The sequence below is a fragment of the Maricaulis sp. genome (assembly GCF_039978735.1).
In the GTDB taxonomy this organism is placed as follows: Bacteria; Pseudomonadota; Alphaproteobacteria; order Caulobacterales; family Maricaulaceae; genus Maricaulis.
Genome location: NZ_JBDWAS010000026.1, coordinates 24,967 through 41,135 on the forward strand (window position 1 = coordinate 24,967; position 16,169 = coordinate 41,135).

Annotated in this window: 16 protein-coding genes; 10 read left to right on the forward strand and 6 right to left on the reverse strand. The window is 64.4% G+C overall.

The window, feature by feature from the left end:
- Both tatC and serS read left to right on the forward strand, forming a co-directional pair.
- Complete coding sequence (gene tatC / locus ABJO18_RS07365) at positions 1 to 819, forward strand: twin-arginine translocase subunit TatC (RefSeq protein WP_348506946.1); 819 nt, start codon at positions 1 to 3, stop codon at positions 817 to 819.
- 69 nt (positions 820 to 888) lie between these two features.
- Positions 889 to 2,163 (forward strand): serine--tRNA ligase, encoded by a 1,275-nt coding sequence (serS, locus tag ABJO18_RS07370; RefSeq protein WP_348506947.1) that lies wholly within the window; start codon positions 889 to 891, stop codon positions 2,161 to 2,163.
- Between the two features lie 221 nt (positions 2,164 to 2,384).
- On the opposite strand, the gene ABJO18_RS07375 is transcribed toward serS, so the two are convergent.
- Together ABJO18_RS07375 and ABJO18_RS07380 are read right to left on the reverse strand one after the other, a co-directional pair.
- On the reverse strand, positions 2,385 to 2,762 hold the full coding sequence (locus tag ABJO18_RS07375) for a type II toxin-antitoxin system death-on-curing family toxin (protein ID WP_348506948.1): 378 nt from the start codon (positions 2,760 to 2,762) through the stop codon (positions 2,385 to 2,387).
- Entirely contained in the window at positions 2,759 to 2,986 is a 228-nt protein-coding gene (locus ABJO18_RS07380) for a hypothetical protein (RefSeq protein ID WP_348506949.1), read from the reverse strand. The genes ABJO18_RS07375 and ABJO18_RS07380 overlap by 4 nt, the downstream gene beginning before the upstream one ends.
- A 158-nt stretch (positions 2,987 to 3,144) precedes the next feature.
- On the opposite strand from ABJO18_RS07380, the gene surE reads away from it, so the two are divergent.
- The 6 genes from surE to secF all read left to right on the forward strand — a co-directional run bounded on the left by surE (position 3,145) and on the right by secF (position 8,838).
- A complete protein-coding gene (gene surE, locus ABJO18_RS07385; protein WP_348506950.1) occupies positions 3,145 to 3,939 on the forward strand; it encodes a 5'/3'-nucleotidase SurE in 795 nt (264 codons plus the stop codon).
- Between the two features lie 41 nt (positions 3,940 to 3,980).
- Positions 3,981 to 4,622 carry a protein-L-isoaspartate(D-aspartate) O-methyltransferase gene (locus ABJO18_RS07390; RefSeq protein ID WP_271185198.1) on the forward strand — a complete coding sequence of 214 codons (642 nt, stop codon included), beginning with the start codon at positions 3,981 to 3,983 and terminating at the stop codon, positions 4,620 to 4,622.
- A 194-nt stretch (positions 4,623 to 4,816) separates the two neighbouring features.
- Complete coding sequence (locus tag ABJO18_RS07395) at positions 4,817 to 5,743, forward strand: M23 family metallopeptidase (RefSeq protein ID WP_348506951.1); 927 nt, start codon at positions 4,817 to 4,819, stop codon at positions 5,741 to 5,743.
- A gap of 136 nt (positions 5,744 to 5,879) precedes the next feature.
- Entirely contained in the window at positions 5,880 to 6,182 is a 303-nt protein-coding gene (gene yajC, locus ABJO18_RS07400) for a preprotein translocase subunit YajC (protein ID WP_271185200.1), read from the forward strand.
- A gap of 35 nt (positions 6,183 to 6,217) precedes the next feature.
- Entirely contained in the window at positions 6,218 to 7,873 is a 1,656-nt protein-coding gene (gene secD, locus ABJO18_RS07405; RefSeq protein ID WP_348506952.1) for a protein translocase subunit SecD, read from the forward strand.
- 11 nt (positions 7,874 to 7,884) lie between these two features.
- Positions 7,885 to 8,838, forward strand: a complete 954-nt coding sequence (gene secF, locus ABJO18_RS07410; RefSeq protein ID WP_291887542.1) for a protein translocase subunit SecF — start codon at positions 7,885 to 7,887, stop codon at positions 8,836 to 8,838.
- A gap of 168 nt (positions 8,839 to 9,006) precedes the next feature.
- Here secF and ABJO18_RS07415 read toward each other — a convergent pair whose 3' ends face one another.
- Both ABJO18_RS07415 and ABJO18_RS07420 read right to left on the reverse strand, forming a co-directional pair.
- Positions 9,007 to 10,275 (reverse strand): serine hydrolase domain-containing protein, encoded by a 1,269-nt coding sequence (locus ABJO18_RS07415; RefSeq protein ID WP_348506953.1) that lies wholly within the window; start codon positions 10,273 to 10,275, stop codon positions 9,007 to 9,009.
- A 95-nt stretch (positions 10,276 to 10,370) separates the two neighbouring features.
- The gene (locus tag ABJO18_RS07420; RefSeq protein WP_348506954.1) at positions 10,371 to 10,973 is read right to left on the reverse strand and encodes a superoxide dismutase; all 603 of its coding nucleotides are present in this window, start codon (positions 10,971 to 10,973) and stop codon (positions 10,371 to 10,373) included.
- A 107-nt stretch (positions 10,974 to 11,080) separates the two neighbouring features.
- On the opposite strand from ABJO18_RS07420, the gene ABJO18_RS07425 reads away from it, so the two are divergent.
- Positions 11,081 to 11,896: a squalene/phytoene synthase family protein gene (locus ABJO18_RS07425; protein ID WP_348506955.1), complete on the forward strand. Its 816-nt coding sequence runs from the start codon at positions 11,081 to 11,083 to the stop codon at positions 11,894 to 11,896.
- Between the two features lie 87 nt (positions 11,897 to 11,983).
- A complete protein-coding gene (locus tag ABJO18_RS07430) occupies positions 11,984 to 12,679 on the forward strand; it encodes an SDR family oxidoreductase (protein WP_348506956.1) in 696 nt (231 codons plus the stop codon).
- Positions 12,680 to 12,703: 24 nt separating this feature from the next.
- On the opposite strand, the gene ABJO18_RS07435 is transcribed toward ABJO18_RS07430, so the two are convergent.
- Complete coding sequence (locus tag ABJO18_RS07435) at positions 12,704 to 14,656, reverse strand: S9 family peptidase (RefSeq protein ID WP_348506957.1); 1,953 nt, start codon at positions 14,654 to 14,656, stop codon at positions 12,704 to 12,706.
- Positions 14,657 to 14,723: 67 nt separating this feature from the next.
- Positions 14,724 to 16,136: a methylenetetrahydrofolate--tRNA-(uracil(54)-C(5))-methyltransferase (FADH(2)-oxidizing) TrmFO gene (trmFO, locus tag ABJO18_RS07440; RefSeq protein ID WP_348506958.1), complete on the reverse strand. Its 1,413-nt coding sequence runs from the start codon at positions 16,134 to 16,136 to the stop codon at positions 14,724 to 14,726.
- Positions 16,137 to 16,169 lie beyond the last annotated feature (33 nt).

The following is a 16,169-nucleotide window of genomic DNA, read 5'->3' on the forward strand; positions in this document are numbered from 1 at the left end:
ATGGGTCATGTCGAGGACGATGAAGTCGAGGCGAGCCGGGCACCGCTGATCGACCACCTGATCGAACTGCGCTCGCGGCTGATCATCATCATTGCCTGCCTGACGGTCGGCTTCATCACCTGTTTCATCTTCTCCAGCCAGCTCTACCAGCTGCTGCTCATCCCCTATCGCGACGCCGCGGCGGCCGTGCGGGGTGTGCCGGTGGAGGAGCTGAACCTGACGGCCAATTTCTTCGCGCCGCTGGAATTCTTCTTCGTGCGCCTGAAGCTGTCGCTGGTCGGCGCGATCATTGTCATCTTCCCGGTCATCGCCTGGCAGGTCTACAGCTTCGTCGCGCCGGGGCTCTACAAGAATGAGCGCGGCGCCTTCGCGCCCTTCCTGGCGCTTTCCCCGATCCTGTTCGGCCTCGGCGTGGCCTTTGTCTATTATTTCGTCCTGCCCATGGTGATGCGCTTCTCGCTGGGCCAGGAACAGGTGCCGGAGCTCGCAGGCACACGGATCGAGCTGCTGCTGAACGTGTCCGACTACATGAACCTGATCACCACGCTGATGCTGGTGTTCGGGATATCCTTCCAGATGCCGGTCTTCCTGATGCTGCTGGCCAAGGCGGGCATCCTGCGTGCGCAGACCCTGTTGAAGGGCTGGCGCTTTGCGGTGGTCGGTATCGCCCTGTTCGCCGCCTTTGCGACCCCGCCCGATCCGATCAGCCAGATCATGCTCGGCGGGGCGCTCCTGCTGCTCTATTTCGTATCGATCGGGGCCATGCACCTGATGGAACCGAAAGAGCGCGGCGAGGACGAAGGCTCCTCTGCCTCCTGATCCGGTTTACGCCGCGCCCGGGCGCGGCTATAGCCGCGTTTCCACCTGTTCCAGACAACGGTTCCAGCCATGCACGATATCAAGCTCGTTCGCGACAATCCCGAAGCTTTTGACCAGGGCCTCGCCCTGCGCGGCCTGGAACCGCAATCCTCCCAGCTGATCGCCCTCGACACGCAGCGCCGCGAAGCCCTGACCAAGCAGCAGGAAGCCGAGACGGAGCGCAATGCGCTGTCCAAGCAGATCGGCAAGGCAAAGGCCTCGGGCGATGAGGACGAGTTCAACCGTCTGCGCAGCGAAGTCGATCGCCTGAAGACCGTGCTGGAAGAGGCCGGTCAGCAGGCGCGCCATTTCGACGAGACGCTGAGCCAGCACCTCGCCGCGCTGCCCAATCTGCCCGAAGAGGGCGTGCCGGCCGGCGAAGACGAGGCGGGCAATGTCGAACAGCGCCGCTGGGGCGATCCGCGCGAATTCGATTTCGAGCCGAAGGATCACGTCGATCTGGGCGAGGGGCTCGGCCAGATGGATTTCGAAGGCGCGGCCGCCCTGTCGGGCGCGCGCTTCGTGGCACTGAAAGGGCCGTTGGCGCGTCTCGAGCGTGCACTCGCACAATTCATGCTCGACCTGCATACGTCCGAGCATGGCTATCTGGAAGTCTCGCCGCCCTACATGGTGCGTGACGAGGCGATGTTCGGCACCGGGCAACTGCCCAAATTCGCCGACGATCTCTTCCGCACGACCGACCATCGCTGGCTGATCCCGACGGCTGAAGTGCCGCTGACCAATCTGGCGCGTGAGGCGATCCATCCGGAAAGTGCGCTGCCGATGCGCATGACGGCGCATACGCCGTGCTTCAGGGCCGAGGCCGGTTCGGCCGGCCGCGACACGCGCGGCATGATCCGCATGCACCAGTTCCACAAGGTGGAAATGGTGGCGATCACGACGCCCGACGAAAGCGCCGGCGAGCTGGAGCGCATGACCGGCTGTGCGGAAAAGGTGCTGCAGCTGCTGGGCCTGCCCTACCGCGTGATGCTGCTGTGTTCGGGCGATATGGGTTTCTCGGCCAAGCGCACCTATGACCTGGAAGTCTGGGTGCCGAGCCAGAAGAGCTATCGCGAAATCTCGTCCTGCTCGAACTGCGGCGACTTCCAGGCCCGGCGGATGAATGCCCGCTTCCGCAAGGAGGGCGAAAAACGTCCGCTCTTCCTGCACACGCTGAACGGCTCCGGCGTGGCGACGGGCCGCGCCCTGCTGGCGGTGATGGAGAATTACCAGAACGCCGACGGTTCGATCACCGTGCCGGACGTGCTGCGCCCGTATATGGGCGGTGTGGAGCGGATCGGCTGATCGTTTTCTTCCCCGCAGCACGTGGGGAAGTGGGCCGATGCGGCGCGTCGGGTTGAACGGGGCGCGGCCGAGCCTGATTTGGACATTCCGCCTGCGCTTCGCTCCAGCGGCTCCTCCGTCTCGCCGCTCACGCGGCGATCCACCTCCCCAACTCACGTTGGGGAGGAAAGGGGATAAGAAGTCTTCCGGGGACGCGTACCGCAGGTACACGTCCCCATGACTTAACGCGTTGCGGTATGCGCCCGTAGCCAGGGCTCCAGCTTCTCGAAGCGGAGCTCGCCGGCTTCGTAGAGGCCGAGGATGAAGTCGATAGCCGCTTCGACGGAAACCGTGATCTCCAGACCATTCAGACCGAGGAAGATGTTGACGGATGAGAAAGCCGTTCGCTTGTTCCCGTCGATAAAGGGATGATTTTGCGAAAGACTTTCCCAAAGCGCGGCGGCTTCCGCGATCAAGTCGACGTAGTAGCCCGTCTGTGGGCGCATCAGCGCCGACTCAAGCCCCGCTTCGTCCCGGAGGCCGTCGCTGCCGCCAAATATCTCGATCTGACGCCTGTGAATGAACAGGACACTCTGCTTCGTCAGATAGGTGCGGGTCACTCGGCAAGCTTCCGGTAGAGCTTGTCGTATTTCAGTATCGACTGGTCCAGCAGCTCCGCAACGCCGGGCTGAGCTTCCGGCGCGCGCTTCTGGGCCAGCAGCGCGGCAATCGCCTCATCGACCAGCACCCGGAGCTCGCGCCCTTCCGCTTCGGCGAGCGCTTTCAGCTCGGCAAGCTGGGCGGCGTCCAAATCGGCGGAAAAATGTTCGCGGGGCTGGCCCATGATCGACTCCTGAATATCTCCAATTGTGATATCACGAAATATGCGTTCGTGAAACGTTCCGTCTGGCGGGAATGTGATCGCGGAACTGATGCATTGATTGCCGCCTTGCCGGGAACCCCCTAGAAGCGACCGAAAGAAAGCCGAAGGACGCCCAGCCCATGATCCCTGACAATCCGCGCATTCTGCTCACCAATGATGACGGCATCCGGGCCCACGGGCTCAAAGTGCTGGAGAAGATCGCGCGGGACCTGTCGGACGATGTCTGGATTGTCGCGCCGGCCGAGGAACAGTCAGGCGCCGGGCGTTCGCTGACCCTGCATTCGCCGCTGCGTGTGCGCCAGTACGATGAGCGGCGTTTCTCCGTTTCCGGTACGCCGACCGACTGCGTGCTGATGGGCGTTCAGGACATCATCCCGGACAAGAAGCCGGACCTCGTCCTGTCCGGCGTCAATCGGGGCCAGAACATCGCCGAGGACGTGACCTTTTCCGGCACGGTCGCCGGCGCGATGCAGGGCATGCAGCTGGGCATCCCCTCGGTCGCGCTGTCGCAGGCCTATGGCTTCAAGAAGGGCGATCCGATCGAGTGGGAGACGGCCGAGCTTTACGGCGCGCCGATCCTGCGCCGTCTGTTCGATCTGAAATGGCCCGAGGACGTGCTGATCAATATCAACTTCCCGGACCGCAAGCCGGAGGATGTGACCGAGGTCGAGGTGACCCGCCAGGGCCGCCGCGACCAGCACATCCTGCACGCCGAACACCGCACAGACCCGCGCGGCATGGATTACTACTGGCTCGCCTTCAAGGGCATCCTGTCCAATCCGCCTGAAGGCGTGGACCTGAAGGCGGTCTATGACGGCAAGATTTCCGTCACCCCCCTTCACATGGACCTCACGCACGGCGAAACTCTGGGCAATCTGAAGCGGATGCTCGGCGGGGTTCCGCCAAAGAGCTGAGCCGCTTGCGCACAACCGCACGGCATCGAAGGGACGATCCGATGAACCTGCCCGATCCGCGCATGATCCAGCTGGTCATGAGCCTGCGCGGCGGTGGTGTGACCGACGCGAAGGTGATGGGTGCGCTCGAGCGCACGCCGCGTCATCTCTTCGTGCCCGACCGGTTCGGCGATCAGGCCTATGACGACCGGGCGCTGCCGATCGATTGCGGCCAGACCATCTCCCAGCCGCTGATCGTCGCCCTGATGACCCAGGCGCTGAAGCTGGACGATCGCTGCAAGGTGCTGGAGATCGGCACGGGGTCGGGCTATCAGGCCGCCGTGCTCGCCCGGCTGGCGCGGCGGGTCTACACGGTCGAGCGCTATCGCACGCTGTCGCGCGAGGCCGAGGCCCGGTTTGAGGCGCTGCGGTTGACCAATATCGTTACCCGGATCGGCGACGGCACACAGGGTTGGCCGGAGCAGGCGCCGTTCGATCGCATCATCCTGACGGCATCCGCGCCGCAGCGTCCGGACGCGATTCTCGAACAGCTCAAGGATGGCGGTATCGCCGTGGCGCCGGTCGATCGTGACATCAAGCAGGTGCTGGTGCGCTATGTGCGCGAGGGCGACAATATCGTCGAAACGGACCTGATGGATGTGCGCTTCGTGCCGCTGGTGAAGGGCGAGGCGAGGGCGCTCTGACCCGTGACGTGCCGATCACAGTCGTACCCGTTTTTTGCCCCATTTTCCGCCCCATTTTCCGGCAAGTCTGGACGCTCGCGATGGGGCGTCCATAATAGTTGCCGTCAGGGGTTGAACCGAAGCCTTGGATAACTGGCGGTTAAGCGTTGTCATGGATTGATGGCGCGGTTCGCTTCAGGAGCTGGATTCTCGCGATGCGTCTTTCGACAATGACTTGCCTGATTGCGGCCCTGTGCGCGGGGCTTGCCGCCTGCGCGACAACGCCGCGCGAACCGGCACGCGTCGAGAACCGCTATCCTACCAGTGCCAACACGCGCCCCACGCCGCCGGCACGGGTGACGCCGCGCGATTGCGGCAGCGCTTACACGGTGCAGCGTGGTGACACCCTGTCCGAGATTGCCGTTATGTGCAGCGTTCCGATGGAAGAGCTGGCGGCGGCCAACAGTCTCTACCGGCCCTACACGCTGAATGTCGGGCAGGTCCTGTCGATGCCGCGGCCGCTGATGCATGTCGTGCAGCGCGGCGAGAATCTCTACCGGATCGGCCTGCGCTACGGCATTCCGTTCCAGCAGCTGGCCGCCCACAACGGCATATCGGCACCCTATAATCTGGAAGTCGGTCAGCAGATCCGGCTGCCCCAGGGCGCGACAGTGGTCAATCTGGCCAGCCGCGATCCGTCTGCCAGTTCCCGCTCGACCGCGTCTTCGCCGCCGCCCGAGCAGCGCCGTCCGCCGGCCACCTCCGGCTCGCCGCGTTTCGACTGGCCTGTGCGCGGATCGGTTCTTTCCAGCTTCGGCAACAAGCCCGATGGCGGCCGCAATGACGGTATCAATATCGCGGCGCGTGCCGGCGAAAGCGTCCGTGCTGCCGCGGCAGGTCAGGTCGTCTATGCGGGCAGTGAACTGGCCGGATATGGCCAACTCGTGCTGGTGCGTCATACGGGCGGTTTTGTCACAGCCTACGCCCACAATTCCCGACTGCTGGTCAGCGAGGGCGACCAGGTCAGTCAGGGGCAGGTGATCGCCGAGGCGGGCTCGACGGGCTCGGTCGACAGGCCGCAGGTGCATTTCGAGATCCGCAATGGCGTCAATCCCGTGGACCCGATGAACTACCTGCGATGACCGCCGGACAGGCCGGTTACAGTCAGGCCTTGTTGCAACACAGCCCTGCACCGATATAGTCCCGCGCTAATCTTTTCCTGGCGCGGGTGGCCAAGCCGGTCCCCATCGCCCAGCAATCCGGGGTCTTTGCGTTATCATGGAAGCCTTTCTCGCCTCTCCGATCCCCATGCTCATCCTCATGGGCTTGGTGTTCTATTTCCTTCTCATCCGCCCGCAGCAAAAGCGCGCCAAGGAACACCGGGAAATGGTGGAAGGTCTCAAGCGTGGTGACGAGGTCATCACCCAGGGCGGCCTGATCGGCAAGATCGCCAAGGTCGCTGACGAGGAAGTCACGATCGAGCTGTCCGAGGGCGTGAAAGTGCGCGTGGTTCGCCAGACGATCGCCACGGTGCGCGGACGTCCCGAGCCGAAGCCGGCCAACGACGCCAAGTCCGACTGATCTTCAGACCGTCTAGCTGAAAAGGCCGCGCTGCCATGCTGCATTTCGGGCGCTGGAAACTCCTTACCATTTTTCTCGTGGTCCTGGCCGGGGCGCTTTACACCCTGCCGAACCTGGTGCCTGAAACGGTGCGCTACCAGATCAACGAGGCGGACGGCAGTCGCGAACCGCGCGGGATCTGGCGCTACATCCCCAGCAGCACCATCAATCTCGGTCTCGACCTTCAGGGCGGTTCCTACATCGTCTTCGAAGTCGACATGAACGAGGTGCGCACGGCCCAGCTGGAAAGCCTGGCCGCCGATGTCCGCCAGACGCTGCGCAACGATCCGCCGCTCCTGCCGCGCTCTGTGGCTGTGGTGGGCGAGGAAGTCGTTGTGCTGATGATCCGCGAGGAGCAGCGCGACGAGGCATTCGAGCGTCTGCGCGAGCTCAACGGACCGGTGACCACCGAGCTCGGCCAGCCCGGCCTGGCGCAGATGTACGACATGCAGCGCGATGGCGAGGATCCAAGCGCGATCCGCATTTCCGTGACGGACGAGCAGTTCACCGCGATCCGCCAGCGCACGCTGAGCCAGTCGATCACGGTGATCCGCCGCCGTCTCGACGGTCTGGGCACGACGGATCCGACGATCGCCCGTGCCGGCGCCGACCGCGTCATGGTTCAGGTGCCCGGCGCGGACGACCCGCAGGAAATCATCGATCTGGTGGCGACGCAGGCCGCGTTGAGCTTCCACCTGGTCGACACGACGATCAATCCCGGGCCGAATGGCCAGGCGCGCACGCCGCCGGGACGGACGATCTATCCGGTCGCCAATACCCAGCCGGTGCAGTATCTCGCGGTCGAGACGCGGCAATTGCTGACGGGTGAGAACCTCACCCAGTCGAATGTGACGCAGCACCCCAGCTATGTCGGTCCGGTGGTCGGGTTCCGGTTGGACACCCAGGGCGCGCTGATCTTCGGCGATGTCACCCGAAACAATCGCGGCCGCCAGTTCGCGATCGTGCTGGATAACGAGATCATCACGGCGCCGCGGATCAATGAACCGATCCTCGGCGGTTCCGGTGTCATCGGCGGCGGCTATACCTACGAGACGGCATCGCAGCTGGTCATCCTGCTCAATGCCGGTGCCCTGCCGGCCACGCTCACGCCCGTGGAGCAGCGCACGGTGAGTGCCAGCCTCGGCCGTGACCAGATCGAAAGCGGCACGCTGGCGATCGTCATCGGCTTTGCGGCGGTGATCGTCTTCATGCTGGCCGCCTACGGCATTTTCGGCGTCTTCTCGACGCTGGCCCTGCTGGTCAATGTGGTGCTGATCCTGGGCGGTCTGTCCGGGCTGGGCATGACGCTCACCTTGCCGGGTATCGCGGGCATCATCCTGACCATCGGTATGGCGGTGGATGCCAACGTGCTGATCTTCGAGCGCATACGCGAGGAGAGCCGGCACGGGCGGACACCGGCCAATGCCATCCAGGCCGGCTATGAGCGGGCCCTGGCGGCGATCCTCGACGCCAACATCACCACCTTCATCGCGGCGGCCGTGCTGTTCATGCTTGGTGCCGGTCCGGTGCGCGGCTTCGCCGTGACGCTCGGTGTCGGCATCCTGACCTCGGTCTTCACCGCCTTCGTGTTCTCCCGCCTGCTGGCGGTTCTCTGGCTTCGGGCGTTCAAGCCCAAGTCGCTGCCGCTGTAAGGGAGGCTGAGATGTCACTTGCTCTCGTCAAATACCTGCCGGTCACCGGCAATGTCCCCTTCATCCGGATGCGTTTCTTTGCACTCGGCCTGTCGGCCCTGGTGCTGCTGTTCTCGCTGTTCGAGTTCGCCAATGTCGGTATCAATTTCGGTATCGATTTCCGCGGCGGTATCCAGACCGAGGTGGAAACGGCACCGGAAACCTCGATCGAGGATGTGCGGACTGTTGTGTCGGCGCTGGAGCTCGGTGAACCGCGTATCCAGGAGGCCGGCAATTCGCTGGAGGCCCGCCACACGATCCTGATTGCCCTGCCGCTGCAGCCGGGCGAGGGGGCGGAAGCGGAACGCGCCAACCAGGCCGCACGCGAAACGCTGGAAGCGGCTATCGCCGAGAACTTCCCGGATGCGCAGCTGCGCGGAACGACCGTTATCGGCGGTGCCGTGTCCGGCGAGCTGGTGGTGACCGGTTTCACCGCGATCGGCGTCGCGCTGTTCCTGATGCTGATCTACATCTGGTTCCGCTTCGAATGGCAGTATTCGGTCGGCGCCATCGTCGCCCTGATCCACGACGTCATTGCGACGGTCGGCATGTTCTCGGTCACCCAGATGACCTTCGACCTCGCCACCGTGGCGGCGATCCTGACCATTGTCGGTTACTCGATGAACGACACCGTCGTCGTGTATGACCGGATCCGGGAAAATCTTCGCAAGTACAAGAAGATGCCGCTTCCGGAAGTGCTCAACCTGTCGATCAACGACACGCTGTCGCGCACCATCCTGACCTCGGCGACGACGCTGGTCGCGCTGATCTCGCTCTACCTGATCGGCGGAGCATCGCTGGAAGGCTTCGCCTTTGCGATGATCTGGGGCATCGTGATCGGTACCTATTCCTCGATCTTCGTGGCGTCGCCGCTTCTGCTGTTCACGCAGGTGCAACGCGACAGCGGTGAGAGCTCCGACCAGTAGCGCGTCGCCTCCGCAGTATCCCGAATGCAAACAGGGCCCGCCATTGGCGGGCCCTGTGACATGTCAGGGGGGACATGTAAGCGAGGCGGACAGGGGAACAGCGAGGGGCGTCCGTCTCGCCTGTTCAACGCCGCTGCCCCGGTATCTCCGTCGCAGGTCCTGCAGTTGTCAGTCGAAGGCGAAGCTCGCATAGACCATCGGGCGGAAGACGGCGCTGGTGCGCGGCTCTGCGCGATAAGGGCCAGGCTGGATCTGCGTCATGATCACGGCGCTGACATCGGTCGCAGGACTGATGAAGAAGTCGGTGTCGAACATCCCGCCCCAGCTGAAATCGCCGGGAATGCCGGCCGGATCGGCACCATCGGCCGGCGGCAGGACCACATCGACACCAAAGCCATAGCTGCGCCCCTGCCAGCTGTCTCCCAGCTGTTCAGCCGTGACCTGGGGGCTCGCCATGAGGGCCAGTGTTTCAGGCTCCAGGATCCGCACATCGCCCAGGGCACCGTCATTCGCCAGCATCATCGCAAAGCGGATGTAATCGCTGGCCGTCGAGACGAGGCCGCCGCCGCCGGAGGCCCAATCCGGCATGAAGGCTTCGGCATACTCGACCAGGCTGCCGTCCTCGGCATGGACGTAGAGCGGAGACATGTCGGCTTCGTCAAAATTGACGTCGTCGAAGAAGAAACCGGTCGCATGCATGCCCAGCGGTTCGAAGATCTCGGTCTCCATGAAGTCCTCGAGCGGCATGCCCGAGGCGACTTCGACCACGCGGCCGAGCACGTCATTGGCGTAGGAATATTGCCAGGTGTCGCCCGGATCATTGTAGAGCGGCAGGGCGGCCAGCTGTTCCATACGGGCTTCCAGATTGCCCTCGCCGGAATAGAGCGAGTTCTCGATGTAGAGCCGGCCCAGATCGGTCCGGTTATCGAAGATATAGCCCAGGCCGGACGTGTGCGTGAGAAGGTGACGGACCGTCATCACGGTCTCCGGCGGACGCGTCTGGATCTCGCCGGCCTCGTCCGCCATCAGGCTGACGGCGACCTCGATATCGGCGAAAGCCGGAATGTAATCGCTGACCGGATCGTCCAGCCCCACCAGGCCGTCCTCGACCAGCATCATCGTGGCGACAGCCGTCACCGGCTTGCTCATCGAGGCGATGCGGACCGGGCTGTCGATCGTGAAGGGGGCACCGGTCTCGATATTGATGAAGCCGGCTTCGCTGATATGGGCGATACGGTCGCCGCGCGCGATGATCGCGGCATAGCCCGGCCGCGCCTGCTCGGCCGACAGTGTCTCAAGCCGTGCATCCAGCGCTTCAAAGGCGACAGGATCGAAGCCGAGCGCACGCGGATCGGATACCGCTTCGACTGATTGGGCATGGGCGGTGAAGCCGCAGGCGGCAAGGGCCAGCGCGGCGGTAGCAGTGCGGAACGCCATTAAAAACTCCCCTCGGGATGATGATTATCGACCGAGGGGGAGGTTAGGGCGGGGCCGCCGGGTTGGCGACCCCGAATTCGCCTGGAAATGGCGGATCAGGCGGCGGCGAGGTTCTCGGCCGCGAACTCCCAGTTCACCAGGTGATCGAGGAAGGTGGAGATGTAGTCCGGACGGCGGTTCTGGAAGTCCAGATAATAGGCGTGCTCCCACACATCCATCGTCAGCAGCGGCGTGACGCCGGCTTCGGTGAGCGGCGTTTCCGCATTCAGCGTCTTGCGCACATCCAGCTTGCCGTCAGCCAGCACCAGCCAGGCCCAGCCGGAGCCGAACTGCGTCGCGCCTGCCTTGGCAAAGGCGTCCTTGAAAGCGTCGAAGGAGCCGAAATCGCGATCGATCATCTCGGCCAGCTTTCCCGTCGGAGCGCCGCCGCCATTGGGGCGCATGGACTGCCAGTAGAAGGTGTGGTTCCAGATCTGGGCGGCATTGTTGAAGATGCCGGCCTTGTCGGCCTTGCCGGCCGTGTCCTGGATAATGTCCTCGAGCGACTTCGAGGCCATGTCGGTCCCCTCGACGAGGCCGTTCAGATTGTTCACATAGGCGTTGTGGTGTTTGCCATGGTGGAAATCCAGCGTCTCAGACGAGATATGGGGAGCCAGCGCATCTTTTGCGTAGGGCAGATCGGGCAGGGTGAAAGCCATGAGAACCTCTCGTTGGACCAGTGGTGGGACATTATGTGGCCTTTTCGGCCGTCTTTCTATGACCGGACATATGGTGTGGCCGGCGGCTCTGTCTACCGGTAAGTCGCATGCAGGACACTGATTTCGACAAAATGCTGCAGGCTTCGGACCCGGACCGGCGTCTTGCGGCGCTGTTCGCACCGGCAGAGGTGCGCGCACGTCTTTTTGCCCTCTATGCCTTCAATCAGGAGATCGGGCGGATTGCCGAAGCGACGTCGGAAGGCATGATCGGCGAGATGAAGCTGACATGGTGGCACGACGCGGTCGCCGACCTGTATGCCGAGACACCCAGGGTTCGCCGCCACGCCGTCACCGAGGGGCTGACCGGGCTGACCGGCACGATTTCCCTTGAGGATCTGCAGGGGCTGATCGATGCCCGTTTCGACGATATCTCTGCGCGGCCCTATGCGTCGCTGGACGTGCTGCTCGACTATGTCGACGCGACCGCCGGCCGGCTGATGGGCCTCGCGCTGCGTCTGTGCGAGGCGGAGCTTGCGCCCGAAACCCTGCGGGCTGCCGGGCGCGCCTGGGGGCTGACCGGGTTGCTGCGGGCCTTTCCGGTTCGTGCGAAGATCGGACGCGCACCTGTGGGCGGTGACGATCTGTCGGACGCGGGCGCGACGCCGGCCATGCTGGCGCAGGGCCTGGGCGAGGAGAAGGTGAAGCACGCCGTGGTCCCGGTGCGCCGCGCTGCCGAACAGGCCCTGGCCGATCTCAAGGCCGCCGGACCCTTGCCCGCGGCGGCGCTGCCGGCCACGGGCTATGCGGTCCTTGCGCGCGGCTATCTGGATGCCTTGCCGGACAATCCCTACCTGATCGCGCCGGAGCGGCCGCTTTTGCCGCGGCAATTGCGCCTGACCTGGCTGTCCCTGACGGGACGGTGACATTTCCGGCTGCAGCACTAGAGTTGAAGCGGCGCACGGGATGGCCCATCACGGTCGCGCTGAATCGAGAACAACGGAGAAGACGACATGTTTCACGCCCTCATCACCGGTGCCAATCGCGGTCTCGGCCTCGAGCACGCCCGGCAATTGCTGGAGCGGGGCTGGCATGTCACGGCAGCGGTGCGCGATCCGGACGCTGCAAGCGAGCTGAAGGCCCTGCCGCAGGGCGAGGGCAAGCTGGACGTGGTCGCCTATGACGCAACGGACTTCGAATCGCCCAAGCGGTTGGCCGCCGAGATCGACGGCCCGATTGACCTCCTCTTCGCCAATGCCGGCATGATGTCGCCGGAAACGCGCAGCTTCGGCAGTGCGGGCGGCGAGGCGATGGCGCTGGAATTCCGGGTCAATGCGATCGCACCGCTGGCCCTCGTCGAGGCGTTCGCCGACAAGGTGGCCGCTTCGCAGATGAAGGTCGTCGCGCTGCAATCCTCGCGCATGGGCTCGATTGCCGACAACGGCTCCGGTGGCGGCTATGGCTATCGCGGTTCCAAGGCGGCACTGAACGTGATCGGCAAGTCCCTGAGCCTCGACCTCGCCGATCGGGGCATTGTCGTCCTGATCCTGCATCCGGGCTGGGTGCGTACCGATATGGGCGGTCCGAACGGCCAGCTTACCGTGCAGGAAAGCGTGGAAGGCCAGCTGGACCTGATCGCCCGCGCCTATGGCAACCCGGCGATGTCCGGCCGCTTCTTCCACGTCTCCGGCCAGGACCTGCCCTGGTAGGGCAGGTCCGGCGGCGCGCTGTCTCTACTCGCCGATGTGCTCGGCGAGGAAGGTTTCTATCTCGCTCAGAACGCGGCGGCGCATCTCTGTGCTCGTCAGCCAGTGGTCGCCGTCATCGAGCGTGATCAGCTGGACGTCGTGATTTTCCCGCCGCAGCGCGCGTTCCATGATCCGGCTCTGGTCGATCGGAACCACGGTGTCATTGCGACCGTGGATCAGCAGAACCGGCGCGCTTATCCGCTCGGCATGAGCCGCTGGCGAGACGGCCCGCAGCGCGGCTTGTGTCTGGGCCTCGTCGCTGCCGGACAGGCGGCGTTCCCAGCTGTCGAGAATCCAGTGTGACGGTCCGTAACGTTCGCGCACATAGCCCATCATGTCCGGCAGGTCGCTGACACCGGCAACGGAGATGCCGCAGGCATACAGGTCGGGTGTGAAGGCGAGGCCCGCCAGCGCGGCATAGCCGCCATAGCTCGCGCCGACGATGCAGACCCGGTCCGGGGCGGTAATGCCGGCGTTGACGAGACGATCCACGGCATCGCTGAGATCGTGCTGCATGACGCCGGTTCCCCATTCGCCATAGCCGGCCTCCAGCCACCGATAGCCATAACCGGAGGAGCCCCGGAAGTTCGGCTGGACCACGGCGTAGCCGCGCGAAGCGAGATAATGGGCGAAATCGTCATACCCGCCGCTATCTCTTGAGGCCGGGCCGCCATGTGGCAGAACGACAGTCGGGAAGGGGCCTTCGCCCGCCGGCTGTGTGAGATAGGCCTCGATGGATACGCCGTCCCGGGCCTCGTAGCGGATATGCTGGCGTGGCTGCAGGACATCCAGTGTGATGTCGGGATAGGCGGCGCCGAGCAGGTCGATGGATTGTGCCTGGACGTCGTAGAGATAATAGACCGGCGGCATGTCGCTGGTCTCCGCAACAACAACGAAGCGGGTCCGGTTGCGGTCCCAGCTCTGCATCCGGGCATTCTGACCGGGCAGGGACGCATCGACGATGTCTTGCCGGGCTGCGAGATCGGGGTCGAACCAGGTGGTTTGCTCGAAATCCTCGGTCCAGGCGACACCGACAACCAGATTGGTGTAGGGGTCCATGACGGTGCGCGAATAATCATACTGTGCATGTTCGAACAGGGTCTCGCCCAGCTCCCCGGTCTCCAGCGACAGGACGAACAGGCCGCTCCGCCGGTCCGGTGCGTTCTGGCCGGGAATCGGCCGTGTCGACACGGCAAGGCGGCCGTCGGGCAGGAAGCCGCGCAGGGAATAGGACGGGCGCTCACGCTCGTCCTGATCGATCGCGGCCCAGCCACCGCCTTCGCCGGGGATGCGCAGGGTCTGGCGGTTCCGGTTGTTGGAATAGTCGATGCGCGCAGCCGGCTGGCCGCTCGCATCCACGACCCAGTCCCGCGTGTCACGACTGCCGCGGGCTGCAGTCCGGGCTGTCCCTTCTGCGGGGTCCACGGAAAGCAGGTTGAGCCGCCTGTCGTCATCGAAGGCGGGGATCATCAGGCGTCCCGTCTGCGTATCGATACCCGCAATGCCGGCGAGGTTGAGATTGAGACCGAGCCGGTTCGAGCGGCGCAGCAGCTGGCGATAGGACATGCCGCCAGCTGTGTCGAAGGCCAGCAGGGCGCGATAATCGACCCGGCCCTCCACCCCCCAGATATCGGTCACTTCGCTCGCTGTGAGAAGGAGTATCCGGTCATTCGCCCAGCGCAGGCCGTGCGTGCGCAGATCGTCGATACGGCTGCCCTGGATCTCGCCGCTGGCCAGGTCGCGAACGATCAGAACCGAAACGCCGTCCTGCTCCGTAGTGAAAGCCAGCCGGGTCCCGTCGGGTGACAGCCGGGCGTGCCGCAGGTTCGGTGCTTGCACGAAGGCCTCGATGCCGGGCTGCCGCGCTTGTGCTGGCGACAGGCACGACACGAGAACGCCGATCATGGCCAGAACGGCAAGTATACGAAAACGCGACATGTTTACCCCCAATGCTTAGGGGTATTTAAAAGCGGCTCGCTGGTGAACACAACTTACCGATGTGCCATTATCCCGCTTCGCTGTCGCGGATCCAGCCGGCGAGATCGTCCAGGGCGCGGGCGCTGAGGGCCATCTTGCGGGCGGGGGTCTTGGCCTTGCCCTTGATGCGGTTTCCGTCGGCGTCGTGGGTCGGCTGGGCGATCGGCGGGAAGAGGCCGAAATTGACATTCATCGGTTGGAAGGAGCCCTTTCCGCCGTCCAGGTGGCCGCCGGTGACATGCGCGATGAGCGCGCCCAGCGCGGTGGTCGCAGGCGGTGCATCGAGCTGACGTCCGTGTCGCATAGCGGCAGCATAACGCCCCGCCAGCAGCCCCATAGCGGCACTCTCCACATACCCTTCCACCCCGATCAGCTGGCCGGCGAAGCGCAGGCGCGGCTGTGACTTCAGACGCAGCTGGCTGTCGAGCAGTTTCGGCGAGTTCAGGAAAGTGTTGCGGTGGATACCGCCGAGGCGCGCGAACTGGGCCTCTTCCAGACCGGGGATCATGCGGAAGATGTCGGTCTGGGCGCCGTATTTCATCTTGGTCTGGAAGCCGACCATGTTGAACAGCGTGCCCAGGGCGTTGTCCTGGCGCAGCTGGACGATGGCCCAGGGCTTCACGGTGGGATTGTGCGGATTGGTCAGCCCGACCGGTTTCATCGGCCCGTGGCGCAGCGTCTCGCGGCCGCGTTCGGCCATCACCTCGATCGGCAGGCAGCCGTCGAAATAGGGCGTGTCGGCTTCCCATTCCTTGAACTCGGTCTTCGGCGCGGCCAGCAGCGCGTCGATGAAGGCCTCGTACTGCTCCTTGTCCATCGGGCAGTTGAGATAGGCTTTCTTCTCCGCTTCCGTCTCGCCCTTGTCGTAGCGCGACTGGAACCAGGCCTTCTCCAGGCTGATGCTCTCGCGGTGGATCACCGGGGCGATGGCGTCGAAGAAGGCGAGCTCGCCTTCGCCGGTCTCGTCCAGGATCGCCTTGGACAGGCTGTCCGAGGTGAGGGGGCCGGTGGCGATGATCACACTGTCCCAGTCTTCCGGCGGCAGGCCGGCAATCTCGCCGCGCTCGATGGTGACGAGCGGATGCTCGCTCAGGCGTTTGGTAACGGCCTGGGAGAAGGCATCGCGATCGACCGCCAGTGCACCGCCGGCGGGCAGGCGGTTATTGTCGCCCTCTTCCATGATGATCGAGCCGAGACGCCGCATCTCCTCGTGCAGCAGACCGACCGCATTGGTGCGGTGATCGTCCGAGCGGAAGGAGTTGGAACAGACCAGTTCGGCCAGCCCGTCGGTCTTGTGGGCGTCGGTTTCCTTCACGCCGCGCATTTCGTGCAGGATGACGGGGACGCCCTGGCGGACGAGCTGCCAGGTGGCTTCGGAGCCGGCCATGCCGCCGCCGACGACGTGTACGGGTTTCATCGCTTGATCGGTCATGCGCGGCATATCGAGTGCACATCGCACGAAGTCAATGGGGCG

Bases quoted from the DNA above. Each gene is read 5' to 3' on its own strand.
- secF (WP_291887542.1), top strand. From the start codon at position 7,885: ATGTCACTTGCTCTCGTCAAATACCTGCCGGTCACCGGCAATGTCCCC.
- ABJO18_RS07435 (WP_348506957.1), bottom strand. From the start codon at position 14,656: ATGTCGCGTTTTCGTATACTTGCCGTTCTGGCCATGATCGGCGTTCTC.
- ABJO18_RS07380 (WP_348506949.1), bottom strand. From the start codon at position 2,986: ATGGGCCAGCCCCGCGAACATTTTTCCGCCGATTTGGACGCCGCCCAG.
- ABJO18_RS07425 (WP_348506955.1), top strand. From the start codon at position 11,081: ATGCAGGACACTGATTTCGACAAAATGCTGCAGGCTTCGGACCCGGAC.
- tatC (WP_348506946.1), top strand. From the start codon at position 1: ATGGGTCATGTCGAGGACGATGAAGTCGAGGCGAGCCGGGCACCGCTG.
- ABJO18_RS07395 (WP_348506951.1), top strand. From the start codon at position 4,817: ATGCGTCTTTCGACAATGACTTGCCTGATTGCGGCCCTGTGCGCGGGG.
- ABJO18_RS07420 (WP_348506954.1), bottom strand. From the start codon at position 10,973: ATGGCTTTCACCCTGCCCGATCTGCCCTACGCAAAAGATGCGCTGGCT.
- yajC (WP_271185200.1), top strand. From the start codon at position 5,880: ATGGAAGCCTTTCTCGCCTCTCCGATCCCCATGCTCATCCTCATGGGC.
- serS (WP_348506947.1), top strand. From the start codon at position 889: ATGCACGATATCAAGCTCGTTCGCGACAATCCCGAAGCTTTTGACCAG.
- ABJO18_RS07415 (WP_348506953.1), bottom strand. From the start codon at position 10,275: ATGGCGTTCCGCACTGCTACCGCCGCGCTGGCCCTTGCCGCCTGCGGC.
- ABJO18_RS07390 (WP_271185198.1), top strand. From the start codon at position 3,981: ATGAACCTGCCCGATCCGCGCATGATCCAGCTGGTCATGAGCCTGCGC.
- secD (WP_348506952.1), top strand. From the start codon at position 6,218: ATGCTGCATTTCGGGCGCTGGAAACTCCTTACCATTTTTCTCGTGGTC.
- surE (WP_348506950.1), top strand. From the start codon at position 3,145: ATGATCCCTGACAATCCGCGCATTCTGCTCACCAATGATGACGGCATC.
- ABJO18_RS07430 (WP_348506956.1), top strand. From the start codon at position 11,984: ATGTTTCACGCCCTCATCACCGGTGCCAATCGCGGTCTCGGCCTCGAG.
- trmFO (WP_348506958.1), bottom strand. From the start codon at position 16,136: ATGCCGCGCATGACCGATCAAGCGATGAAACCCGTACACGTCGTCGGC.